The organism is Terrabacter sp. Ter38 (genome assembly GCF_024519435.1).
GTDB lineage: Bacteria > Actinomycetota > Actinomycetes > Actinomycetales > Dermatophilaceae > Terrabacter.
Map to the genome: position 1 here is coordinate 61205 of NZ_JALJRZ010000001.1, position 24168 is coordinate 85372.

The window sequence follows — 24168 nt, forward strand, 5'->3', positions numbered from 1 at the left end:
ACGGCACCTGTTGACTGCACTCCGTAGCGCGTGTGGTTGAGGGCGTTTGGCCTCTGGAAGTGGGATGGTGCGACGGTGACTCTGGTGCGTGACGTCGCCGGTCTGGTCGTTCCTTCGACGATGCGGGTCGTGTCGGAGCCGACGCTGTGCTGGGTGATCCGTGACGACGGTGGCGGGGTCGTGGAGCCGGTCCGCGAGTTCATGGCGGAGTTGACCGCCAATGGCACGTCTCCGGCTACCAGGCGCTCCTACTGTCACGATCTGCTTCGGTGGCTGCGGTTTTGTGCGGCCATAGGCACGACGTGGGACCAGGCGGGCACTCAGGATGTGCGTGACTTCGTTCGGTGGTTGCGGGCGGCGCCGAATCCGCAGCGGGGCCGGGCAGGGTCCGGGTCGCGTCCTCCTGCGGGGAGCGTCAACGCGGTCACGGGCAAGTCGTACCTGCGCGCGGGGTACGCGCCGCGGACGATCAACCATGCGCTGTCGGTTCTCTCGGCCTTCTACGCCTTCATGTATGAGTCGGGTCGGGGCCCGTGGAGCCCGGTCCCGGCCGCTCGGCCGCCGCGGGAGCAGGTTCCTGCTCGCCGTGCCCGATATCGGCAGAAGGTGCCGGCATTCCAGCCCAGGGCCGTGTCCGAGGAGGGCTTGCTGGATCTGTTCGCTGGGCTGCGCAACGACCGCGATCGGGCGCTGGTGGCGGTCGCGTTGTCCTCGGGGGTCCGCGCCGGCGAGCTGCTGTCGATGACAGCGAAGGGGATCGATGCCGGGCAGGGAGTGGTGGCGATCGAGCCGAAGGGCGGCCTGGGGTCACGCATCTGGGTGCCGGCAGCGCCGGAGTCGTTCGTGTGGATCGCCCGGTACCTGGCCGAGCGGCCCAGCGCCGACGTGGACGGTCCGTTGTGGCTGACCCTGCGTCCACCACACCGGCCAATGGACTACTTCGCGTTGCGGCAGGTCCTCGAGCGGGTCAACGGGCGGTTGGGCACGAACTACACCTGGCACGACTTCCGGCACACGTTCTCGCACCGCATCCTGGCCGATGACCGGATGACGTTGACCGACGCTCAGGCGCTCATGCGCCACCGCAATCTCGACACGTTGAACGCCTACGCCGCTGCTCGGCTCGACGAGCTGGTGGCCGCGCTGCACCGGCACCTCGCGACTCCAGCGCCCTGCCCGCCGTCCTCGAGCATCCGCTACGACGCCGGCGACCTGGCGGTGCTGTTTCCCGGGCTGAGCTCGTGACCCCGGCCAGCCGGGCACGACCGCTTACCGAGGTCGCGAAGGCAATCGCCACCGGCCGGCTACCGACCGCGGCCCGGACCGAGCTCGCACCGGTCCTCGAAGCACTCACCCGGGACATGCTGCCGGTGACAGCCAAGCTCAATCCCGACGTCCGCGCACGGCGCGTGGTCAGCCGGCTGCTGGACTGGCTCGAGGCGCAGCCGGGCGCCACCTGGCAGGACCGCTGGGACAGCTGGATCCGCCAGGGCGAGCAGGACTGGCGGCCCCACCCCGGATCGTCCGGGCAGGGCGTCAAGTGGGAAACCGCGTACGGCATCAACGCCTTGATCATCGTCGGCGCGGTCAGCCCCTCCTACGACTGGATGCTGTCCCAGCGCCGCGTCCGGCTTTGGAAGGACTGGGCCGCCTATCACGACGCGGAGGTGTTCCAGCGGGTCGCCGAGGCCGTCGATGCCCGCGGCGGCTACCGCGACACCACCCGGGTCATCACCCTGCTGTCGATGATGTCGATCAGGCTGCGCAAGCCAGTGGCCGCATTGGCAGCGCAGGACTTCCGCGACCTGCGCGCCGTCCACCACGCCCGGGGCGTGAAGCACCACGGCCTGCCCGGCGCGTGGACTGCCTGCAAGCAGGCCGGCCTGCTCAGCGACGAGCCGTCCAGCTACGCCGAGCTCGTCCACGTCCAGAAGATGACTCCCGAGCAGCTCGTGGACCGGCACGGGGTGGACGACCCCGCGATCCGCGAGGTGTTCATCGCGTACCTGACCGAGGTGTCGGTCTCCTGCGACTACAAGACGCTCTACCAGCTCGAACAGCTGCTCGTGAAGAACTTCTGGGGCGACATCCAAGCCCACCACCCCGGCCACGCCACGCTCCGCCTCACCCCGGAGCAGGCCGCCGCGTGGCGGGGCCGGATCAAGACACTGCCCAACGGCCATCCCCGCAAGGACTGGGCCCAGGTGATGGACCGGGTCCGCACCTTCTACAACGACATCGCCGCCTGGGCGCTGGACGACCCGGGAATCTGGGCGCCTTGGGTTGCCCCGAACCCGATCCCCCGTTCGCTGATGAAGGGCGCGCGGATGAAGAACACCCGCCGCCAGCAGAGCAACTTCAAACGACGCACCCGCACCCTAGCGCCGTGGGTGCCGCAGCTGGTCGCCTCCGTCACCGCGGACAAGGACCACCTCGGTCAGCTGCTGGCTGCTGCCTCGTCGGTCGCTCCAGGCAGCGACTTCACCTTCCAGGGACAGCCCTGGCACCGGCGCGACCACCAACGCAACGAGCACGGTGACCAGAGGTACGCGCTGATGACCACCCTCGTGCTCGACCCCGCCGGCGGCGTGCTGAACCTGACCCACCTCGAGCACAAGGCTTACTGGACGTGGGCCGCCCTTGAGGTGCTGCGCCACACCGGGCTGCGGATCGAGGAGATGCTCGAACTGACCCACCTATCCCTGCGCCCGCTGCGCAAGCAGAACGGCGAGCTCGTCCCGCTGCTGCAGGTCGCCCCGTCCAAGACCGACGAGGAACGAATCCTGCCAATGAGCCCGGCCCTGACGAAAGTCATCAGCGACATCATCACCCGCCACCAGGGCCGCCACGGCACCATCCCGCTTCTGCGCCGCCTGGACCGGGCCGAACGAGAGTTCAGCGCGCCGCTGCCGTTCCTGTTCCAGCACCACTTCCGCTCCGGCGCCTGCTACGTCTTCAGCGACGGCACGATCCGCAAATACCTCGCCCAAGCCGCCTCCAAAGCGGGTCTGCGGGATTCGGACGGCACCCTGCTGCGCCCCACCCCGCACGACTTCCGCCGGCTCTACCTGACCGAGCTGGTCGCGAACAAACTGCCCGTGCACATCGCCGCCCAGCTCGCCGGACACCGCAGCCTCAACACCACCCAGGGCTACGTCGCCATCTACCCCCAGGACGTGTTCGACCACTACGAGCAGTTCCTCGACCGACGGCGCGCCACCCGCCCCAGCGAGGAGTACCGGCAACCCACCGCCGAGGAGCTGCAGGTCTTCGCCGACCACTTCGGACGCCGCCGCGTCGAGCTCGGCGACTGCGTCCGGCCCTACGGCTCCGGCTGCACCCACGAGCACGCCTGCATCCGCTGCCACTTCCTCACCCTCGACCCAGCCAGTGGCCCGCGACTGCAGGTCATCGAGCAGGACCTGCAGCAACGCATCAAGACCGCCCAGGAGCACACGTGGCTCGCCGACGTCGAACAGCTCCGAATCACCCTGCGCCAGCTTGAGCACAAGCGCTCGACCCTCCAAACGTTCGACACCACCGACGACGCCCTGAGTCTGGCCGCCCACGCCACCTGGGAAGTGCCTTCGCCCGACACCACGCCTCCGCCACTTCAACCGGGCGAGGCCAGGACCCCAGCAAGCTGACGCGGCGACCTGAATGAGCGCCTGCAGCCCGGCACAAGGCGCCGTAGCGCCCAAGCCGGTAATCGAATCAAGATTCGCGACACTTACTAGTGTGCGAAGGAACGACGAAGCGGGTGACGTGCAGCTGTTCTCTCGGCTGTACCGGCAGCACTATGCGGCGATCCACGGCTTCGCGTACCGGCGCCTGCACGATCGTGGTGCGGCCGCCGACGTGGCTGCCGAGGTGTTCTTGGTGGCGTGGCGTCGTCTCGACCAGATCCCTGCCGCGCAGCTCGGGTGGCTGTTCGGGGTGGCCCACCGGGTGGTGCTAGCGACCAACCGTGCGGCACTCCCGCTGACGGCCTCCCTCGAGGACGCGGAGCCAAGGGTCGAGGCCGGCGACCTGACGGACCGATACGAACACTTCGAGGAGCTACGCCACGTCGCGGCCGCGGTCGACCGGCTGTCTCTGCCGGACCGGCAGGTCTTGTTGTTGGTGGCCTGGGACGAGCTCACGGGCGCCGAGCTGGCCGCCGCGCTTGGCTGCAGTCGTGGCGCCGCCGCGGTCCGTCTGCATCGAGCCAGGACACGGCTCAAGCGCGAACTTGAGTCGCCTGCCCCAACGAGGGAGTGGGCGAGCGTAACGAGGTTGAAGGGACTAGAAGAATGACGAACGACCTTGACCTGCTAAAGCAGCTGGCGCCGAGGGACGCAACGGTTCTCGACGCCGCCCGACGCGAGGAGGACCTCGAGAAAATCTTGGCGACGCCGCGAACAGGCGCCTCAACAGCGGGCAGCGGAGGAGGGATCCCGCGACGCGCGGTCATCGGGGGCCTCGCCGCCGCCGGCGCGGCATCGATCCTGGTCGTCGGCTCCCCGCTGCTGCCGGGAGGCAAGCCTGCGGCCGCCTTTGCGGCGACCCCGCCGGTCCTCGACGGATGCCTCGCCGAGGGAGGCCCTGCCACGCAGGCCCTGACGTCCGCCGCGGCGAGTGCCGTCAGGTCAACGCTCACGGGTTCGCTCGGCAGCCGCTACTCCACTTGGTCGCTGTTCACCCGGGTCGTGAACGACCAGCCCGTCCGGTCGGCGGTGGTCCCCCAGGACGTGAACTTCTCCCTGGTGGAGGACGGGTCCGGTCAACGCACCGTGCGGATCGGTACCCCCGAAGTCCCCGTCGGCTCCGAGGTCAGCGACTTCGACCTGCCGACGCCCGGCACGGTCATCCGCGACGAGAAGTACGGGCCGGGACAGACCCCCCGTGTCTATGCCGGCGCCCTCAGCGCCGAGGCGTCGACGCTGTGGGACCAGCTGAGCCAGGCCCACCCGATCTCTGAGCTGGGCACCGGTGAGCTGTTTGTGGCCATCACCGACCTCTACAAGGAACAGGTGCCTGATCCCGCCGTCCGTGCCCAGCTGCTGCGGCTGCTCGCCTCCCGCACGGACATCCTCGACCTGGGCACGCTGCGCGACCGCACAGGACGTGCCGGTCTGGCCGTCGGCGTGTCTAGCTCTCAGCCAGGCGGTCTGCCGGCACGGTTCGTCATGGTCTTCGACCCCGCCAGCGGGGCCCTGCTCAGCTACGAGCAGATCTTGACGTCGAGCCCTGGAAAGCTCGACGTCAAGATCCCTTCGGTAATCGACTACGCGCTATTTCGGTGAGCGGTTGGTCAACACCCGTCGCCGTGTTTCGCCCACGAACTCATGCGGTCGTTGTTGGTCGCCCCAACCCACGAGGACTGTGACGCACCGAGCCCGGTGGACCACAGGAACGTGCTCAGGTTCGATCCGTCGTAGGTGTACTCGTAGGCGTTCGGGTTGTTGTTGACCCACGAGGACGTCTGGTTGTCGAAGCCGAAGTCGCTGGCCTTGCCGACACAGGTGTTCTGGAACTGCAGACGGCGACCGCCCCAGTTGACGTCGGTGTAGAAGCAGTACGAGTGAGCCGTGAAGCCGTCAGGGCAGTCCTGCAATCCTGCGGCGATTGCAGGGCTCTCGGCGGCGGCGGTCCGAGCCAGCGAGGTGTTGCGTACGTTCGACCCGATCCCTGCCGGCGCCTTGCGCTGACCCGGGTTCGGAAAGACGACGATGACGTCGCCGTTGTTGTAGGCGACCGCGTTGTCGCTGATCTGCACACCGCCCTTGGTCTTGGCCAGCTGCAGGTCGATCTGATGTTGAAGGGCGCCGGCGCCGCCCGAGGCCGGACCCGCGGTGGCCGCGCTGGGCGACACAGTGAGGACCAGGACGGAGGCGAGGACGACCGCGAAGAGAGGGCCGAGCCGCGTCATTGAGAACTTGCCCATACTTGCTCCCTAGCTAGAAGAGAGTCATGCTTCGGCCATTTGAGTGTGATCCTAAACACGGACGAAAATGGGCGTTTTGCGCGATTCGGGCTCAGCGTGTTCACGGAGATCCCACAGGCCGGCGCTGAGGCCGACCCCTCACGAGGCGGTAGCGCGGGACCCGTTGTCTGGAGCGCAAGCGATGCACTCCGTCCGAGGGTCCGGCAGCGATGGGCCGCCTGAGTAGCAGATGTTGACAGATGCAGAGAACCGTCTGAGACCTTCCCGTGAGCTCTGCCAGCTCGTGTATCGACCGGCCCGCTGCATACTGCTCGGCGCAGAACGCGAGCAATCGTGCGCGCTGCTGAGCTGTCTGCTTGATCGTGGCGGTGCCGACGAACTCCGCTAGAACTGAGAGGGTCGGGCGCCCGGGGTAGGACATGGCGCAACCCTACGGATTGCCGTCGAGCTGGTCGCGCCGAGGACAGCCCTCTGTAGGCGCCACTCACTCTGCCCCTCCGCAGCCGTCCCCCCTCCCAAAGCGCGCCCCGAGGATCGGCTCGCGCGCTGAGGCCGAAGAGTCGCAAGGACAGCCCGTCCGCCATGGCGGCGGTCCACGGGCGCCGGTGGAGGACCCGCGACGCGCGAACAGTCGCTGAAGCGCGGACATCCTTGGCTTCCCGGTGGTCCACGTGTGGTCCACGAGGCCGGAATGCGAACGGCCCCTGACTCGCGTTTCCGCTGGTCAGGGGCCGATTTCCGATGGTGGGCGATACTGGGTTTGAACCAGTGACCTCTTCCGTGTCAAGGAAGCGCGCTACCGCTGCGCCAATCGCCCTAAGGTGTTGCTGGTACTGCGTGGTGTCTCACCGAGGTGGAGACGGGATTTGAACCCGTGTACGCGGCTTTGCAGGCCGCTGCCTCGCCTCTCGGCCACTCCACCGTGGAAGGCAAGTGGATCTTTGCCTCCGAGCGGACGACCGGGCTCGAACCGGCGACCTCAACCTTGGCAAGGTTGCGCTCTACCAACTGAGCTACGTCCGCGGGAACACCAGCGGTGTAACTTCCCCGCTCGGTGCTTGCTAGACATTAGCCGATCGATCCACGAGATACAAAACCGGCTGTCGTCGGCACGACACCGGCACCTCAGCCCCACCTCGGGGCCTGATCAGAACCCCGATCAGAACCCCGATCGGAGGTCCCCTCGGAGGCACCGGTCGACGTGTCCTCGACGTCCCTCGCCCCCTCCCCCACGCCGCGCTGGATGGCCGCCTTGATGGGTCCGTGGTCGCTGCTCACGTACTGCTGGTCACGCCCTCGGCGCGCGTGCGACCCGACGTCGTCGGCCGGTACGTCGACGCCGTCGAACGTCGCGGGCGGGTCGGCATCCGCCGTCGGTCCATCGTCACCCGCCTCCGGGTCCGGGCGCGAGATCAGCCCGCCCGCGCCCTCCATCGCCCAGTTGACCAGCCGGACGTCGGCACCCTCGTGGAGGTCGACGGGCCACAGGACGCGGACCGCAGCATTGAGGCCCGCGCCGATGAGGATGGCCACGGCCAGCGCATACAGCCAGATGAGCAGCACGATGGGCGTGCTCAGCGGCCCGTAGATCGACGAGCCACCCATCGACGCCTCGACCGAGATGCGGACGACGTACGAGGCACCGACCCAGATCGCCATGGCGAGAAGTGCGCCCGGCACGTTGCGCCGCCATCGGCTTCGGCGAGGCGTCGAGACGTGGTACATCGACGCGAGCAGCAGCACGCTGAAGGTGATGAGCGTCGGCCAGTAGAGCGCCTTGGTCACGGACGCCGCAGCATCCGGCAACCAGGAGGCGAGCAGCCCCGGCCCGAGCAGCATGAGGGGCAGCAGGAGGATCGCAGCGAGGATGCTGAGCGTGTAGAGCAGCAAGCTGAAGGCCCGCATGTGCACGATGCCGCGAGCGTCCTTCTGCCCGTACATGATCGAGACGGTGTCGATGAAGACGTTGAGGGCTCGCGACCCCGACCACAGCGACAGGATGAAGCCGACCGAGATGATGTCGACGCGTCCGCCCTTGAGCACGTCGTTGACGGTGGGCAGGAGCAGCTCGTTGATGCTCGACTCGGACAGGAAGCGGGAGGCGTAGACCTCGATGGCCGACACGACGCTGTCGATGGTGTCGGCACCGATCCAGCCGCCGACGAAGCCGAGGCCACCGAAGAGCCCGAGGACGAGTGGCGGCAGGCTGAGCAGCATGAAGAAGGCGCCCTCCGCCGCGAGCCCGGTGACGCGGTAGCGCAGGCACACCCGGGTCGTCTCCAGGGTCAGGCGCGCGAGCGGGACGCCCCATGGCACTCGCTCCAGCACTGCCCGCATCCTCGTCCGCACGCTCATCGTCTCCGAGGCTAACGGCGGAGCCACCACGCGTCGCACGCGTGACCGGCGCGACACGCGCTCGCCGGCTCGCGCCGGCCGGTCGGCGCCTAGTGTCGGCGGGGTGAGCACACACGAGGTGACCAACCAGGCGCCCCCCTTCGTCGGCGGCGACTTCCTCTCCGACGACGCCGCACTGCGCGAGGCGGTGGAGCGCTGGGCCGGCCCCGCGGCCGTCTCGGACCTCGCCACGCTCGGGACCCTCGCCGGCACGTCCGAGGCACAGGAGCACGGGCGGCTCGCCGACACCAACCCGCCGGTCCTGCGGACGCACGACGCGCGCGGCAACCGCATCGACGAGGTCGACTTCCACCCGTCGTGGCACTGGCTCATGACCCAGTCCGTCGGGGCCGGACTCACCGCCGAACCGTGGACCTCGCCCGCCGGTTCCGGCGCCCACGTGCGTCGCGCGGCCGGTTTCGTCCTCTGGTCACGCGTCGAGGCGGGACACGGCTGCCCCGTCTCGATGACGTATGCCGCCGGGTCGGCCCTGCGGCACGACCCCACCCTGGGTGCCCGCTGGCTCCCGTCCCTCGCGAGCCGTGACTACGACTTCGGCATCCGGCCCGTCTCGCAGAAGGCCGGGGCGATCTCGGGCATGGGCATGACGGAGAAGCAGGGCGGCTCGGACGTGCGCGCCAACACGACCCGAGCGGTCGCCACCCCGGGTGGGGCGCTGCCGGGCGAGACCTACCGGCTCACGGGCCACAAGTGGTTCTGCTCGGCCCCGATGAGCGACGTCTTCCTCGTGCTCGCCCAGGCGCCGGGCGGCCTCACCTGTTTCGTCGTGCCGCGTGCTCTCGACGACGGCACGCGCAACCCCTTCGCCCTCCAACGCCTCAAGGACAAGCTCGGCAACCACTCCAACGCCTCGAGCGAGGTCGAGCTCGAGGGCACGTGGGGCAGCCGTTTGGGCGACGAGGGCCGCGGCGTGCGCACCATCATCGACATGGTCGGCGCCACCCGCCTCGACTGCATCCTCGGCTCGACGGCGACGATGCGCGATGCGGTGGCCCGGGCCGTGCACCACGCCCGGCACCGGCGAGCCTTCGGCGCGCTGCTCGTCGACCAACCCCTGATGCGCAACGTGCTGGCCGACCTCGTCCTCGAAGCCGAGGCTGCGACCGTCCTCGGCCTCCGCCTCGCCCACACCGTCGACACCGGTGAGACCGAGCTCGCCCGCCTGGGCGTGGCGCTCGGCAAGTTCTGGGTGTGCAAGCGCACGGCGCCCATGGTGGCCGAGGCGCTCGAGTGCCTCGGCGGCAACGGGTACGTCGAGGAGAACGGCCTCGCGCGCCTGTACCGTGAGGCGCCCCTCAACTCGATCTGGGAGGGCTCCGGCAACGTCAACGCCCTCGACGTCATGCGTGCCGTGACACGTGAACCGACGACGCTCGAGGCCCTGACGAAGGAGCTGCACGAGGTCCGCGGGCAGAGCACCGAGCTCGACGCGCACGTGGATTCGGCTCTCGCGCAGGCTCGCTCACTCGATCCCACGTCGGCAGAGGCGTCGTTCGGTGCACGCGCCGTCGTCGAGCGCCTCGCCCTCGGCCTGCAGGCGAGCCTGCTCGTCCGACACTCCCCCGGCCCCGTCGCCGATGCCTTCGTCGCCAGCCGGATCGCGGGTCGACGCGGGCACACGTTCGGCTCGCTCGACGTCGACCTCGCCGGAGCGGCGTCGGCCGTCATCGAACGAACCGGCTGACGACGCCGCGCGCTCACGCGAAACCCGCTGGGCGGCATACGTCCTCGGCCGGGCGCTCGTCGGTCGCTCGTAGGGAGCAGCGGGCGTCAGCTCGCCGACAGGCGCTTCTTCTCCGCCTCGACGTCGAAGTCCGCCTGCGGCCACTGGAGGTTCATCCCGCGCAGGGCCTCGAGGATCAGCTGCTGCACCGCGAGGCGCGCGTACCACTTGCGGTCCGACGGCACGACGTGCCAGGGCGCCCCGACCGTCGAGGTCTTGTCGAGGACGGCTTGGTACGCCTCCATGTAGTCGCCCCAGCGGCTGCGCTCGTCGACGTCACCCGGGTTGTACTTGTAGTACTTGTCCGGTCGGTCGAGACGCTCCATGAGGCGCGCCTTCTGCTCCTCCTTGGAGAGGTGCGTCATCACCTTGATGACGGTCGTGCCCGCGGCAATCACCTTGCGCTCGAACGCGTTGATCTGCGCGTAGCGCTTGGACCACACGGCCTCGGGCACGATGTCGTGGACCCGCACGACGAGGACGTCCTCGTAGTGTGACCGGTCGAAGACCCCGAGCTGGCCGGCGCCGGGCAGCGCCTTCTCGATGCGCCAGAGGAAGTCGTGAGCGAGCTCCTCCTTCGTCGGCGCCTTGAAGCCGGTCGCCTTGACGCCCTGGGGGTTGACGGAGATGACGTGGCGCATGATGCCGCCCTTGCCCGAGGTGTCCATGCCCTGCACGACGAGCAGGAGTGACCGCTTCGAGCCCGTCGTGGACTCCGCGAAGAGCCGCTCGAGCAGGTCGGACAGCTCGGCCTCGCAGGCCTTGAGCGCCGCCTTGCCCTCGAGCTTCTTCCCGGTGAAGCCGGGAGTCCCCGACGTGTCGACGTCGGCGAGGACGAAGCCCTTGCCGACACGCAGCGCGTTGGCGACGTCCTGGATCTCCTCGACGGCCGCCTCCTCGTGCGCCGCGATGACCTCGTCCTCGGCGGCCTGGGCCTCGAGCTTGGCCGCCTTCTTGCTCGAGACCTTGCCGCCCCCCTTGCCCGACGACTTCACGGATTTCTTGCTCTTGCCCTTCGCGCCCTTGCCCATGCCGTCATCCTGCCCGACCGGAGACCGGCGCGACGGGATGTGAGGTCACCGATCCGCGCGACGTCACCGACCGTCGCCGATACTGACCCCATGCGCCTGCTCGTGCCCGGTCACTCCGGACGTCCCGCCCTCTCCGATCTTGATGCGGCGGGGCTCTTCGGCGCCTATGCCGCACCGCAGGACCGCTGGGTGCGCTGCAACATGGTGACGAGCCTCGACGGGGCTGCGACGGGCGCGGACGGACGTTCGGGCTCGATCAACAACGACGCCGACCACGTCGTCTTCGAGGTGCTCCGTGCCCTGAGCCACGTCGTCGTGGTCGGGGCCGGGACGATCCGCGCCGAAGGCTATCCGCCACTGTCCGTGGACGACTCACTGGTCGAGCTGCGCCGTCAACAGCGGCTACCCGACGCGCTGCCCCTCGTCGCCGTGAGCAACCGCGGGCACGTGCCCCCGACGCTGAACGGCTGTCGGGACGGGCGGGCGCTCATGGCCGTTCCGGCTTCGGCGCCCGGGCTCGACTCGGCGCGCCGTGATCTCGGCGAGGACAACGTCCTCGTCTGTGGAGACGAGGCGGTCGACGTCGCCATCCTCGTGGAGGCGTTGCACCGCCGGGGCTGGGACCACGTGCTCACCGAGGGCGGGCCGAGCCTCCTAGCCTCCTTCCTCGCGGCCGGCCGCCTCGACGAGCTGTGCTTCACCATCGCCCCGCACGTCGTCGGCGGCGAGCACCCGCGGCCGGTCGGCCCAGAGGGCATTCCGGCTCAGCTCGACCTCGAGGTGCTCGTCGAGCAGGACGCGACGCTGATGGGCCGCTGGTACGTCCGACGCTGACGACGGGGACGACGGGGGCTCAGCGACGCTCGTCGAACCCATGGACGAAGTCGCGCAGCACGCGCTCCCAGCGGTCCGGGTCGTAGTTCCACTCCCGGCAGTGCCGAGCCCTGTCCCACCGCTCGAGGCGCACGAGGTCGGGGCGGCGACCCGCGAGGGCCACCGCGGGACCGATCGGCACGAAGTCGTCGCCGCCCGAGGCGATGATGAGCATCGGGGACCGGAGCTCGCCCGCGCGAGCGACCCAGTCGGTGCGGGCCACGTCGATCGGCTCGTGGACCCCGACGAGGCGCCGCGTGCGGCGTGAGCCCATGAGGTCGGTCGCGACCCGCACGAGCGGGCCCGGCACCCGGTGCAGCCGGCCGTGGTGCCGCAGCACGACGCCCCAGTCGATGACCGGAGAGTCGAGCGCCACGCCGACGACGTAGTCGGACAGCGGTGACCGGTCGAGCGCCTGGAGCACGATGGCGCCGCCCATGGACCACCCGAGAAGGAGGATGCGTCGGGCACCGTGCGACACGGCATACCCCATGGCCGCCTCGACATCGCGCCACTCGGACAGGCCGAGGTTGTAGCGCCCGTCAGGGCCTCGCGGCGCGTCGCGGTCGTTGCGGTACGCGGTGACGAGGCTCGTCCACCCGGCCTCCCGCAGCACCGGCACGGCCCGGAGCGTCTCCTCCTTGCGTGCGCCGCGTCCGTGCACGAGCACGGCCCAGTCGGACCCGCTCGTACCGTCCACCCGGCGCACCACCCAGCCCGGCAGCGGACCGACGTCGGACAGGATGGCGACGTCCTCGTCGGGCACGCCCAGGCTCACCGACGGCCGGTCCCAGAAGTAGTACTGGTTCCAGCGGGCGGGCCCGGTGTCGATCGCGCCCCGGTCGACGGCGACGAGTCGGCGCGTCACCGACGCCGGGTCCGCGTCGACGATCTCGCCGACCCGCGCGTGCCCCGCTCCCCCGTCGAGCCAGACGCCGTAGCGGCCGGGCACGACCGTCTCGGGCGTGACGGAGAAGGTGACGGTCTCGGCGTCGTGGCGCAGGATCTCCACGTCGTCCGGCTGCAGCTCGTCGGGCGTGATGACCCGGCGGGCGAAGTAGGCCGCGGCGGCGACCGAGCCTCCGACGGCGCCCAGCACCGAACCCGTGCCGGCGGCGGCCGCCACGAGCACCGGACGCGAGACGAGACGGCGCACCTGCACGGGCCCATCGTCGCAAACGACTCGCGCACGTCGTGGGAGGGCGTGCCGTCGCACGGACGGCATGCGGACGGTATTCGGACCAGACGTATCAAACCGGACGTTCGGGGCACCGTCCTTCGGGAGCCTCGGGGACCACGGGCGGCGAGCCGCACACCCCCGATCGTTCCCCGGTCCGCCCGTCGGGCCGGTCGCGGTCGAGCGGTGCCGTTCGGGGTCACGGTCACCACCTGTCCGCCTCGGGGTGCGAGGACCAGCTCCGCGCGCCGCCTCTCACCGTCTCGTCCCACGAAAGGGGACATCCGTGTTCAGCACCATGCGCCGCGGCGCACTCAGCATCGCGGCGGCCGGGGCGCTCGTCGCCACGCCGGCCCTCGCGATGGGGGCCGGCGTCAGCCCGGCCACCTACGACGCGTCCGTCGACCCGGGCGACACCGTCCATGTCACCAAGACCGTCAGCACGCCGGAGATCCCGCCGAAGCCCGACATCGTCCTCGTCGTCGACGAGACCGGCAGCATGGGCCCGGCGATCGCCAACGTGAAGTCCGAGATGGGCTCGATCGTCTCCACGGTCCAGGGAGCCCAGCCGCAGGCCCAGTTCGCCATCGCGTCGTACAAGGACGTGGGCGACGGGGCGCAGTTCTTCCAGGTCGAGACCGGCCTGACGGGCAGCCAGGCCACGGCCCAGACCGCGATCGACAGCCTTTCGGCGTCCGGCGGCGGCGACACGCCCGAGGGCCAGCTCAACGCCCTCTGGCAGGTCGGTTCCGGCGGCAACGCCATCGCGTTCCGTCCCGACTCCTCACGCATCGTCGTCTGGTTCGGCGACGCGAGCGGGCACGACCCCAGCGGCGGGCACAGCGAGGCCGACGCCACGGCGTCCCTCACGGGCGTCGGCGCCCAGGTCATCGCCATCAACGTCGCGTCCGGAGGGGCCGACGGCCTCAACGCCACCGGTCAGGCGCAGCGCATCGCGGCTGCCACCTCGGGGACGTTCTTCCCGAGCGTGACGCCTGGCAATGTCGCGAGCTCGATCCTGGCCGGGCTGGGCAACCTGCCGGCCGAGGTCACGGCGAACGTCTCGTGCGCCACCGGCCTGTCGATCGCGTTCGCGCCGTCGTTGCCCCGGACCGTCACGAGCGGCAGCGACGTCGTCCTCGACGAGGCGATCACCGTCGCCTCTGACGCACCCCAGGGCTCGACACTGACGTGCACGACGACCTTCCTCGTCAACGGCGCCGAGGCCGGGCCGGAGTTCGTCCAGACCGTCACGATCAAGGTCAACGACGTCACCCCGCCGACCGTGTCGTGCGGCCCGGGCGTCAACCCCGCTGGCCACACGCCCGGTGGGTGGCGCAACGCCGGCTTCTTCCAGATGGTCGCTGCAGACAACCTCCCCGGTGTCTCCGTCACGATCTCCGACACCGGGACGGGCACGACCTTCGGGCCGTACACCCCCGGCACGTACGTCAAGCTGACCCAGGCACCGGGCACCTCGGCCTCCACCGTCGCCCCGTTCCAGGGAGCCGTCGACTGGCACTTCACCTTCAAGGGTGACGCGACGCTGACGGCTACGGATGCGGCCGGCAACACGGCGAGCGCGTCGTGCAGCGTCCCACCCAAGCAGAAGTGACGTCGCTCCGACGATGAGGACCCTGCCCGGCCCGGACCACCCCCGGCCGAGCAGCACGAGGGCCCCGGCCATCCACCGGGGCCCTCGTGGCACGCGCTCGCCCGGCCCGTAAGACCTCGTAAGGACCACGTGGTCGCCGGGCGGGCACAAACCCGGGTGACGTGGCGTTGGTCTGGACATGAGCCACCACAACACCTCCGACAAGCCGTATGCCGTCCAGCGCACCGACGAGGAGTGGCGCGCAGCCCTGACGCCCGCGGAGTACAAGGTCCTGCGACAGGCCGGTACCGAGCCGGCCTTCCGCGGTGAGTACACCGACACGAAGACGCAGGGCGTCTACTCGTGCCGAGCCTGCGGCAGCGAGCTCTTCCGCAGCGACACGAAGTTCGAGTCGCACTGCGGCTGGCCGTCCTTCTACTCCCCGCTCGCCGGCGACACGGTCGAGTACATCGAGGACCGTGCCTTCGGCATGAAGCGCGTCGAGGTCCGGTGCGCCAACTGCGGCTCGCACCTCGGGCACGTCTTCGAGGGCGAGGGTTACGACACCCCGACCGACCAGCGCTACTGCATCAACTCCATCTCGCTGCGCCTCCAGCCGGACGAGGGACCGTCGCAGTCCTGAGCGCCTAGATTCGTCCCATGGTCGACGACGGCGACATCCGCATCGGCAGCGCCGAACGCGACGAGGCGCTGGCGGCGCTCGCCGAGCACCACGCCGCGGGACGGCTCGACGCGAACGAGTACGAGGACCGTCGGGGCCGGGCCACCGACGCCGTCGTGCGCCGGGACCTGACCTCGCTCTTCGTCGACCTGCCCGAGCCGCGTCCGCGGCTCACGCCCGCGCGCCGTGGTGGCGTGTCCCGTCCGCCGGCCCACTACCAGGGGCCTCGCGGCACGGTGGCGCGCATCCTCCTCAGCCTCGCCCCCTTCATCGCGCTCGCCGCCTTCCTGCGCACCGAGTCGTGGCTGGTGTTCCTGCTCATCCCGGTCATCGCAGCGATCGCCAAGGCGATCGACGACTGAGCCCCCGTCTGCACGTGCAGGCGGGGGCTCGGTGGTGGGTGCGGGCGTCGCGCAGGTCAGCGCAGGTTGGCGACGAGCTGGGCCGGCTCGACCTTGGGCCCGGTGAAGAACGGGATCTCCTCGCGCACGTGCATCCGGGCGCGCGACGCGCGCAGCTCGCGCATGAGGTCGACGATGCGGTGCAGCTCGTCGGCCTCGAAGGCGAGCAGCCACTCGTAGTCGCCGAGGGCGAACGAGGCGATGGTGTTGGCCCGCACGTCCGGGAAGTCGCGTGCCATCTGACCGTGCTCGCGCAGCAGGTCGCGACGCTCGGCGTCCTCCAGGAGGTACCACTCGTAGGAGCGGACGAACGGGTAGACGCAGACGTACTTGCGGGCGACCTCGTCGGCCATGAAGGCGGGGACGTGGCTCTTGTTGAACTCGGCGGGGCGGTGCAGCGCGGCGTTGCTCCACACCGGCTCGAGGTGCGAGCCGAGCTCGGTCCGCAGCAGGCGGTGGTAGGCCGACTGGAGCTGCTCGATCGTCTCGGCGTGCCACCACACCATGAAGTCGGCGTCGCCACGCAGCCCCGCGACGTCGTAGAGGCCCCGGACGACGACCCCCTCGCCGGCGACCTCGTCGAGGAAGGCCTCGAGGTCCGCCGTGACCGCGTCGCGGTCGTCGCCGACCGGAGTGACGGTGCTGAACACCGACCACATGCAGTAGCGGATGGTGTCGTTGATCTCCCGCATCTCGGCCGGGGTCAGGCGCTCGCTCATGGCCCCATCATCCCAAGCGGCTCGGACCCCGACGTCAGCGGGTCAGGACCGACCGGATCGACCGTGCGGCCGCGCGGCCGGACGCGATGCAGGCGGGGATGCCGACGCCGTCGTATGCCGCCCCGCACAGCGCGAGGCCTGGAGGCAGCCCGCGCGTGGGCGCGAGGCGCGACCGGTGCCCGACGGCGTACTGCGGCAGCCCCCCACCCCAGCGCTGCACGTGAGCGTCGGCGGGGTCGGGCACGCCGGGGCCGAGCACCGTCCGGAGGTCGGCGAGCGCCACGGCCACGAGCTCGTCGTCGGAGCGTTGGAGCGCAGCCTCCTCGCGGTGGCGGCCGACGGACGCGCGCAGGAACGTGCGCTCGGGCTGTGCGGCCGCGAGCCAGGGCCATTTGACCGAGCTGAAGGTCGACGCCTTGATCGTCAGCGGCTCCGTGGGCGGGACGAGGAAGCCGCTGCCCTCGAGGACAGCCGGTGCGCCACCCTCGAGGGCGAACGTCACGATGGCCATGGACGCGTACTCGACGGTCGCGAGCGCCGCTGCGGCCTCGGGCGCGACCTCACGCAGCAGACGCGAGGCGGGAGCTGCGGGCGCGGCGAGCACGACCACGTCGAAGCGCTCCTCGAGGACGTCGGTCGTCGGACCGGTCGAGACGACCCACCCGTCGCCGTCGCGGCGCAGCCCACGGGCCACCGCACCACGTCGTACGCGGACACCCGCGGCGACGAGCTCGCGCTCGAGCACCTCGGGCAGCGTCCCGAGGCCGCCGACGAGAGAGGCGAAGACGGGGCGACCGGCCACCGGTCCGGTCGCCGCCGCCTCCGCCGCGGCACGGGCCACGTCGAGCAGCGGGCGACCCTCGTGGGCGGCGGCGGCGAGGACCGGGACGGCCTGCTCGGCGGAGATCTCGCGGGCGTGCCCGGCGTAGACGCCCGCCAGGAGGGGCTCGACGAGGCGGTCCGTCACGGCGCGGCCCAGGCGGGCGTCCACGAGGTCGCCCACCGAGACGTCACCGGCGACGTGGCCGCCGACCTGCTCGTGCGCCAGTCGCTCGACCTCGTCGTCGGTGAGCAGTCCACGCACCGACTCCGGGTCGGCGGGCACGCCCATCACCGTGCCGCGTGGCATCGGCCAGCGCCGACCCCTCGAGACGATCGACGCGCCCGCGGGTCCGGGATGCGTCATGAGGTCTGCGACGCCGAGCTCCTCGATGAGGGCGAGGGCCTCGGGGCGACGCGCCAGCACCGACTCGGCGCCGACGTCGATGCGCGCCCCGCCGACGTCCTCGAGCCGCAGCTTCCCACCCAGCCGGTCGGTGCCCTCGAGGACCGTGACGGAGACGTCCGCGCCCGGGCGACTGAGCTCCCAGGCCGCCGCCAGTCCGCTGATCCCACCGCCGATGACCGCGACCGTCCTACCCATGGCGCCACTCTCCCATCCCGGCTCCGGCGGTGTGGCTTGGGCCCGACCGATCAAGGGGCTGGGCGCACGAGCGCGCGTGCGCTGCAGGCCGCCCGGACAGGTGATGCGCAACGATCGGGGGCGCCTGCGTGTCTCTGGTGACAAGGGACGTCGCCACGCACACCGTGCGCACCACAGCACCACCACCGGGTACGGCACGGGAGGCGACCCGTCGAAAGGCTCGCCATGACCGCCACGCCACACCTGCCGCGTCTCGCTCAGCTCCCACCTGCCCGGCGACGGCTCCTCGCCACGGTCCTGGTGGCCGTTGCCGTGCTCGCGTTGTCGATTCCTCTGGGCCTCAAGGCTCTTCACGGCGCCTCGCCCTCCTCGTCCTCCACGTCCTCCTCCTCCACTGCGTCAGGCGGAGAGGCGAGTCGCGGTGCCGTGACGGGCAACGGCGTGGCCGGACCGGACCTCGCGCCGCAGCCCGACGCCTCATCCGGAGCCAAGGCGCCCGCCACCGACACGGGCGCGCTCGGCACCGGCGTCGCCGGGTCGATAGCGGTCATCGAGCCGAAGATCGCGCGCTCCGCCTGGCTCGGGATCAAGGTCACCGACCTCACGGGATCGGCGGCTCGGGCCCGCGTCATCGCCACGGACGCCGGGGGCCAGGTGACCTCCGAGAACGTCGTGACCTCGGTCGACCCGACGGGTGGTCCGACCGGACCGGGTGGAATCGACCCCCGCCTCGAGTCGGGCTCGTCCCCGCCGACCGTCGGCGTCGACGAGGCGCGGATGGTGCTCAGTGTCCCGGCCAAGACCCTCGACGACGTGCTGACGCAGCTGTCGAAGATCGGATCGGTGTCCTACCGCTCGTCGCAGTCCCAGGACGTCACCGACACGTACGTCGACACCAAGGCGCGCCTCGCACCGATGCAGGACGGGATCGACCGCGTGCGCGCCCTGCTCACCAAGACGACGGACCTCCAGCAGGTCATCACCCTCGAGAGCGAGCTGAGCCGTCGTCAGGCCGACCTCGACTCGCTGACCCAACGGCTGGCCCAGCTCGACGCGATGACGACGACGAGCGACGTCACCGTGACCCTGTGGACCGACGCGACGGCGCCCGTGCAGACCGAGAGCGGGCTCGGCGGTGGGCTGCGCACCGCGTGGGAGAGCTTCCTCGGCTCGCTCACCGTCATCCTCACCGGGCTCGCCGCGCTGCTGCCCTGGCTCGTCCTGCTCGTGCCGCTGTCGTTGCTCGGCCTGCGGCTGTGGCGTCGGCGCACCGCGGGCACGCCGTCCGCCGCCTCCACGGCAACCGGTGGCCCCGCCACCGCCGCCGGTCCGGCCCCGCAGCCCGCGGGAGCACCGGTCTCGGCGTCGGCCTCCACGACGGACGACTGACGCACGGCGCGGGGACGCGTGAAGGGCCGTCGGCGGCTCGGTCAGCGACCGAGCCGCCGACGGACCATGTCGCCGACCTGCCGCACCTCGCGCACGTGCATGGCGTGGGCGATGCCGAGGTAGACGACGAAGAAGACGAGACCGACGAGGCCGATCTCCAGCGCGCTGGCGAACATCCGCTTGACGGCCGAGGTCGACCCCTCGACCACGGACCCGGTGATGGGGTCGAGCACCTGGGTGACACCCCAGGCGACGACGCCGGCGACCGTGGCGGCGAGGCCGACGCGCGAGGCCGTGACGAGCCCCGACCCGAGGCCGAGGCTCCCGATGCGCCGGCGCAGCAGGAAGAGGCCGACCATGGAGCTGACGACATTGCCCACGGTCTGCCCCATCGCCATGACACCGATGGCCCAGACCGGGTTGACGAAGAGCGTCACGACGCCGGCCAGCGCGCTGATCCCGGTCAGGAGCACCTGCATGATGACGGTGGGCTTGCCGTCCTCGAGCGCGAAGAACATCCGGTAGCAGAGCAGGTCGAGCCCGAAGGGCACGAGCCCGAGGATCATGATGATGAGGACGCTGGCGGAGACCTCGACCGAGCGAGGGTCGATGCCGGGGTTGAGCAGGGCCACGATGGGGTTTGCGAGCACGATGACCGCCACCATGATCGGCACGTTGGCCACGAGCGGCATCGTCAGGCCGGTGCGGAAGTCCCGGCGCAGGCTCGCCTTGTCGTCGGAGGCTGCAGCCGCCGAGAACCGCGGGAAGAGGGCCGTGATGATCGAGACGGTGATGAACGCGTGCGGCAGCATGAAGAGCGTGAACGCGATGGCGTATGCCGCCGGGCCGCGGGCCGCGTCCTCGAGACCGAGCGCCTTGGCGGAGGCGGTCGCGTTGTTGAGCACACCCTGGCTGATGAAGAAGCCGACCTGTGACACCGCCAGGCCCCCGAAGGCCCAGAGGGCGAGCCTGCTGACGCCGCCGAGGCCCACGCCGCGCAGTCCCCAGCGCGGGCGGTAGCGGAACCCCGTGCGGCGCAGTGCGGGCACGAGGGACAGCGCCTGGACCACGACGGACAGCGTCGCCGACCCCGCGAAGAGCCAGATCATCGGGCCCGTCCACTCGGACGGGTCCCGCGGTCGGTCGCGCCCGGGTGCCCCGAGGGGTGCGTCCTTGGGGAAGACCACGAGGAAGAGCACGAGCCCGGTGACGGCCACGACGTTGGCGATGAAGGGCGCCCACGCGAAGGCAGCGAACTGCCCACGTGCGTTGAGGATCTGACCGAGCAGGGCGAAGAGCCCGTAGAAGAAGATCTGCGGCAGGCAGATGAGCGAGAACGCGACCGCGAGGTCCTTGAAGTCCGGAGACGAGTTGCGGGCCAGCAGCCAGACGAACCCCCCGGCGGCGGCCATGACGACGACCGTGATGACCGCCATCGCCGCGAGCGCCACCGTGATGACGCGGTCGGTGAACTCCTGGCCGCCGTCCTCGAGCTTCATCGCCCGCGCGAGCGACGGGATGAGCACCGCGTTGAGGATGCCGCCGGCCGCGAGGACGTAGAGCACGTTGGGCAGCGTGTTGGCCAGGGAGAAGGCGTCACCGGCCAGCTGGGCACCGATGATCGCCGTGATGAGGCCGTTGCGCACGACCCCGAGCACGCGCGATGCCACCGAGCCACCGAGCATGGTGAGGCTGGAGCGAGCGACTGACGGTGCCGCCGTCGTCATCGGCGGCTCGAGCACTCGTGGACGAGCGCGGTGACCCGGGTCAGCACGTCGGGGTCCACGGTGGGCAGGACGCCGTGGCCGAGGTTGAAGATGTGGCCCGGCGTGTGGCGTCCCTCCTCGACGATCTCCCGGACGCGACGCTCGAGCGCCTCCCACGGCGCGAAGAGCAGGGCGGGGTCGAGGTTGCCCTGGACGGCATACGTCGGCCCGAGGCGCGACGTGGCGTCGGTGAGCGACACGCGGTAGTCGACCCCGACCACCTCGGCGCCGGCCTCTCCCATGAGGCCGAGCAGCTCGCCCGTGCCGACGCCGAAGTGGATGCGGGGCACGTCGAGGTCCGCGACGGCTGCGAGCGCGACCGACGAGTGCGGCATGGCGCGCGCGGCGTAGTCGGCCTTCGACAGGGCGCCGGCCCACGAGTCGAAGAGCTGGACGGCGCTCGCGCCGGCCTGCGCCTGCACGCGGAGGAACTCTCCCGAGATCTGGGCGAGCCTGGCGCACAGGGCGTCCCACAGCCCGGGGTCGCCGTGCATGAGCGCCTTGGTCTTCTCGTGGTTCTTGGAGGGCCCACCCTCGACGAGGTAGGACGCGAGGGTGAAGGGCGCTCCGGCGAAACCGATGAGCGGGACGTCACCGAGCTCACGGACGAGCTGGACCACGGCCTCGGTGATGAAGGGCACGTGCTCGGGCGTCAGCGGGACGAGCTGGTCGAGGTCGGCCGCGGTGCGGATCGGGTGGGCCACGACAGGCCCCACACCGGGGACGATGTCGAGGTCGACCCCGATCGCCTTGAGCGGCACGACGATGTCGCTGAAGAAGATGGCCGCGTCGACGCCGTGCCGGCGGACGGGCTGGAGCGTGATCTCGGTGACGAGCTCGGGGCGCATGCACGACTCGAGCATCGGGATGCCCTCGCGGACGGCGCGGTACTCCGGCAGCGAACGACCGGCCTGACGCATGAACCACACCGGCGTCCGGGTCACCGACTCGCGGCGCGCAGCGCGGACGAGATCGCTCTGGCGGGTGGCGGGCGGGGCTGTGGTCGGCACCGGTCAATCCTGCCACGGCGGGCGTGCGCCCCCGCGCCACGCGCGTCCGGCGCGCCCTGAGGACAGATCGCCCGACTCCGGCATACCCTCATCTGGTGCACACGCGAACGTTGCCGGGCAACCACGGCGCGGTCTTCGCCAGGACGCTCAGCGCCCTGCGAGACGTCCGTCTGCGCTCCGAGGTGCGGTTGACCGAGGTGCCGGCGCCGACGCGCATCGCCCCGTACGCCGCAGCCCTGACCGCCGACGTCATCGACGTCGCCGACCCCGACGACGACCTCGCGACCGGACGCTTCGTCCTCCTGCACGACCCGGCTGCTCCCGACACGTGGGACGGCCAGTGGCGCATCGTGACCTTCGCGCGGGCCGAGCTCGAGGCCGAGCTCGCCGGCGATCCCATGCTCGGGGCGGTCGGGTGGTCGTGGCTGACCGACTCGCTGGCCAACCGCAACCTCGGGTGGACTGCCGAGGCCGGCACGGTGACCCGTGTGGTCAGCGAGAGCTTCGCGGGTCTCGCCGACCGCGAGGCGAGCGTCGAGATGGAGATCCGCGCCTCGTGGACGCCGGTCGGCGGCGACGCCACGGACCACCTGCGCGCCTGGGCCGACATGCTCTGCACCATCGCCGGCATCCCGCCCCTTCCCGACGGCGTCGTCCCCCTCCCGGGGCAGCGCCGGTGACGGCGGAGCCGAACGAGCCCGCCGTCGACCTCGACCACGACCAGGCCGCCGACGTCCCCTCCGCCGTCGTTCCCGAGCTCGTCCCTCTGACCCACCCACGCGACGGGGTGCCCGACGTCGTCGTCGACGAGCGCGCACTCATGCGTGCCGCCGAGGCCATCGCGAGTGGGACCGGCCCGGTCGGCATCGACGCCGAGCGGGCGTCGGGCTACCGCTACGGACAGCGCGCCTACCTGGTCCAGATCCGGCGGGAGGGGTCCGGGTCCTGGCTCATCGACCCCGTCGCCTGCCCCGACCTCTCCCCCGTCGGCGAGGCCATCGGTGACGCCGAGTGGATCCTGCACGCGGCCACCCAGGACCTCCCGTGCCTCGCCGAGGTCGGGCTGCATCCGCAGACGCTCTTCGACACCGAGCTCGGCGGTCGGCTGGCCGGCCTGCCCCGGGTCGGGCTCGGCGCCATGGTCGAGCACTACCTCGGACTCCAGCTCGCCAAGGAGCACTCGGCCGTCGACTGGTCGGTGCGCCCCCTCCCCGAGCCGTGGCTGCGGTATGCCGCCCTCGACGTCGAGGTGCTCGTCGACCTCCGCGACGCGGTGGCAGCCGAGCTGGCGTCGCAGGGCAAGGCGGCCTGGGCCGCCGAGGAGTTCGATCACCTCCTCGACTTCACCGGCCCCGAGCCGCGCGTCGACCCGTGGCGGCGCACGTCGGGCATGCACAAGGTGCGCGGGCGTCGTGGCCTGGCCATCGTGCGCGAGCTCTGGCTCTGGCGGGACGCCGTTGCCCAGCAGCGCGACACCTCCCCCGGACGGGTCCTGCCCGATGCCGCGATCAGCGAGATCGCGATCGCCAACCAGCGGGCGACGAAGCCGCCCCGCACCGTGGGCTCCGCGGAGCCCCGCCTGGCGCGCTCGGTACGCCGCCACCAGGAGGCGATCATCGAGGTCGTCGCCCGCGCTCTCGCGCTGCCCGACGACGACCTCCCGGTCCTGGCCCTCCCGCCGAGTGGGCCGCCGCCGCCCAAGGCGTGGGCCGACCGCGACCCCGTCGCCGCGGCCCGCCTGGCCCGTGCCCGGGAGCTGCTCGGGGCGATCTCCGAGGAGCTCGCCGTGCCGGTCGAGAACCTCCTGACCCCCGACCTGCTGCGCCGCTTCCTGTGGGAGGGTCCGGCCGCGCCGTCGACCGCCGAGGTCGCCGAGGCGCTCACGACGATGGGGGCACGTCGCTGGCAGACGACGATCACCGCCCCGCTCATCTCCCTCGCCTGCACCGAGAACCCACCCGCCTGACGCGTACGCCGTCGCTCGCGGGAGCGTCGTGAGGATGGTCACCCGAAGGGCCGTTGGCCGGGAAGTTACCGAG

The 24168-nt window shown here is 71.0% G+C and carries 21 protein-coding genes and 3 tRNA genes; 12 read left to right on the forward strand and 12 right to left on the reverse strand.

Annotation, left to right across the window (positions count from 1 at the left end):
• The first annotated feature begins 75 nt into the window (after window positions 1-75).
• From NR112_RS00275 to NR112_RS00290, 4 genes are all read left to right on the forward strand, one after another.
• A complete protein-coding gene (locus NR112_RS00275) occupies window positions 76-1245 on the forward strand; it encodes a tyrosine-type recombinase/integrase (protein ID WP_256791995.1) in 1170 nt (389 codons plus the stop codon).
• Window positions 1242-3647, forward strand: coding sequence for a site-specific integrase (locus tag NR112_RS22815; protein WP_256791996.1), 2406 nt, complete (start codon window positions 1242-1244; stop codon window positions 3645-3647). The genes NR112_RS00275 and NR112_RS22815 overlap by 4 nt, the downstream gene beginning before the upstream one ends.
• A gap of 91 nt (window positions 3648-3738) precedes the next feature.
• Window positions 3739-4296, forward strand: a complete 558-nt coding sequence (locus NR112_RS00285; RefSeq protein WP_256791997.1) for an RNA polymerase sigma factor — start codon at window positions 3739-3741, stop codon at window positions 4294-4296.
• Window positions 4293-5285 carry a hypothetical protein gene (locus tag NR112_RS00290; RefSeq protein WP_256791998.1) on the forward strand — a complete coding sequence of 331 codons (993 nt, stop codon included), beginning with the start codon at window positions 4293-4295 and terminating at the stop codon, window positions 5283-5285. Before NR112_RS00285 ends, NR112_RS00290 begins: the two co-directional genes overlap by 4 nt.
• Before the next feature lie 8 nt (window positions 5286-5293).
• Here the strand turns inward: NR112_RS00290 and NR112_RS00295 are convergent, their stop codons facing one another.
• From NR112_RS00295 to NR112_RS00315, 6 genes are all read right to left on the reverse strand, one after another.
• On the reverse strand, window positions 5294-5926 hold the full coding sequence (locus tag NR112_RS00295; protein WP_256791999.1) for a peptidase inhibitor family I36 protein: 633 nt from the start codon (window positions 5924-5926) through the stop codon (window positions 5294-5296).
• A 100-nt stretch (window positions 5927-6026) separates the two neighbouring features.
• The gene (locus tag NR112_RS23140; protein WP_374510829.1) at window positions 6027-6347 is read right to left on the reverse strand and encodes a helix-turn-helix domain-containing protein; all 321 of its coding nucleotides are present in this window, start codon (window positions 6345-6347) and stop codon (window positions 6027-6029) included.
• A 321-nt stretch (window positions 6348-6668) separates the two neighbouring features.
• Window positions 6669-6743 (reverse strand) — tRNA-Val (locus NR112_RS00300).
• 34 nt (window positions 6744-6777) lie between these two features.
• Window positions 6778-6848, reverse strand: a tRNA-Cys gene (locus NR112_RS00305).
• Between the two features lie 28 nt (window positions 6849-6876).
• Window positions 6877-6949 (reverse strand) — tRNA-Gly (locus tag NR112_RS00310).
• 102 nt (window positions 6950-7051) lie between these two features.
• Complete coding sequence (locus NR112_RS00315; RefSeq protein ID WP_256792829.1) at window positions 7052-8263, reverse strand: YihY/virulence factor BrkB family protein; 1212 nt, start codon at window positions 8261-8263, stop codon at window positions 7052-7054.
• A gap of 121 nt (window positions 8264-8384) precedes the next feature.
• On the opposite strand from NR112_RS00315, the gene NR112_RS00320 reads away from it, so the two are divergent.
• A complete protein-coding gene (locus tag NR112_RS00320; RefSeq protein WP_256792000.1) occupies window positions 8385-10025 on the forward strand; it encodes an acyl-CoA dehydrogenase family protein in 1641 nt (546 codons plus the stop codon).
• An 86-nt stretch (window positions 10026-10111) separates the two neighbouring features.
• Here NR112_RS00320 and NR112_RS00325 read toward each other — a convergent pair whose 3' ends face one another.
• Window positions 10112-11095 (reverse strand): polyphosphate kinase 2 family protein, encoded by a 984-nt coding sequence (locus NR112_RS00325; protein WP_256792001.1) that lies wholly within the window; start codon window positions 11093-11095, stop codon window positions 10112-10114.
• Window positions 11096-11185: 90 nt separating this feature from the next.
• Between NR112_RS00325 and NR112_RS00330 the strand changes: the two genes are divergently transcribed.
• On the forward strand, window positions 11186-11929 hold the full coding sequence (locus tag NR112_RS00330) for a dihydrofolate reductase family protein (protein WP_256792002.1): 744 nt from the start codon (window positions 11186-11188) through the stop codon (window positions 11927-11929).
• A 19-nt stretch (window positions 11930-11948) separates the two neighbouring features.
• On the opposite strand, the gene NR112_RS00335 is transcribed toward NR112_RS00330, so the two are convergent.
• Window positions 11949-13130, reverse strand: a complete 1182-nt coding sequence (locus NR112_RS00335) for a lysophospholipase (protein WP_256792003.1) — start codon at window positions 13128-13130, stop codon at window positions 11949-11951.
• 301 nt (window positions 13131-13431) lie between these two features.
• On the opposite strand from NR112_RS00335, the gene NR112_RS00340 reads away from it, so the two are divergent.
• The 3 genes from NR112_RS00340 (at window position 13432) to NR112_RS00350 (ending at window position 15783) form a co-directional block, all read left to right on the forward strand.
• Window positions 13432-14760 (forward strand): vWA domain-containing protein, encoded by a 1329-nt coding sequence (locus tag NR112_RS00340; RefSeq protein WP_256792004.1) that lies wholly within the window; start codon window positions 13432-13434, stop codon window positions 14758-14760.
• A gap of 178 nt (window positions 14761-14938) precedes the next feature.
• A complete protein-coding gene (msrB, locus tag NR112_RS00345) occupies window positions 14939-15382 on the forward strand; it encodes a peptide-methionine (R)-S-oxide reductase MsrB (protein ID WP_020145578.1) in 444 nt (147 codons plus the stop codon).
• A gap of 17 nt (window positions 15383-15399) precedes the next feature.
• Window positions 15400-15783, forward strand: a complete 384-nt coding sequence (locus NR112_RS00350) for a DUF1707 domain-containing protein (RefSeq protein ID WP_256792005.1) — start codon at window positions 15400-15402, stop codon at window positions 15781-15783.
• A gap of 56 nt (window positions 15784-15839) precedes the next feature.
• On the opposite strand, the gene hemQ is transcribed toward NR112_RS00350, so the two are convergent.
• Together hemQ and hemG are read right to left on the reverse strand one after the other, a co-directional pair.
• Entirely contained in the window at window positions 15840-16541 is a 702-nt protein-coding gene (hemQ, locus tag NR112_RS00355; RefSeq protein WP_256792006.1) for a hydrogen peroxide-dependent heme synthase, read from the reverse strand.
• 34 nt (window positions 16542-16575) lie between these two features.
• On the reverse strand, window positions 16576-17964 hold the full coding sequence (gene hemG / locus NR112_RS00360) for a protoporphyrinogen oxidase (protein ID WP_306216577.1): 1389 nt from the start codon (window positions 17962-17964) through the stop codon (window positions 16576-16578).
• 441 nt (window positions 17965-18405) lie between these two features.
• On the opposite strand from hemG, the gene NR112_RS00365 reads away from it, so the two are divergent.
• Window positions 18406-19353, forward strand: coding sequence for a DUF4349 domain-containing protein (locus NR112_RS00365; protein WP_256792007.1), 948 nt, complete (start codon window positions 18406-18408; stop codon window positions 19351-19353).
• Window positions 19354-19394: 41 nt separating this feature from the next.
• On the opposite strand, the gene murJ is transcribed toward NR112_RS00365, so the two are convergent.
• Window positions 19395-21080: a murein biosynthesis integral membrane protein MurJ gene (gene murJ, locus NR112_RS00370; RefSeq protein ID WP_256792008.1), complete on the reverse strand. Its 1686-nt coding sequence runs from the start codon at window positions 21078-21080 to the stop codon at window positions 19395-19397.
• Entirely contained in the window at window positions 21077-22129 is a 1053-nt protein-coding gene (gene hemE / locus NR112_RS00375) for a uroporphyrinogen decarboxylase (protein ID WP_256792009.1), read from the reverse strand. The genes murJ and hemE overlap by 4 nt, the downstream gene beginning before the upstream one ends.
• 95 nt (window positions 22130-22224) lie before the next feature.
• Between hemE and NR112_RS00380 the strand changes: the two genes are divergently transcribed.
• Together NR112_RS00380 and NR112_RS00385 are read left to right on the forward strand one after the other, a co-directional pair.
• Window positions 22225-22809, forward strand: a complete 585-nt coding sequence (locus NR112_RS00380) for a DUF3000 domain-containing protein (RefSeq protein WP_256792010.1) — start codon at window positions 22225-22227, stop codon at window positions 22807-22809.
• Complete coding sequence (locus NR112_RS00385) at window positions 22806-24095, forward strand: HRDC domain-containing protein (RefSeq protein ID WP_256792011.1); 1290 nt, start codon at window positions 22806-22808, stop codon at window positions 24093-24095. Before NR112_RS00380 ends, NR112_RS00385 begins: the two co-directional genes overlap by 4 nt.
• Window positions 24096-24168: the final 73 nt, after the last annotated feature.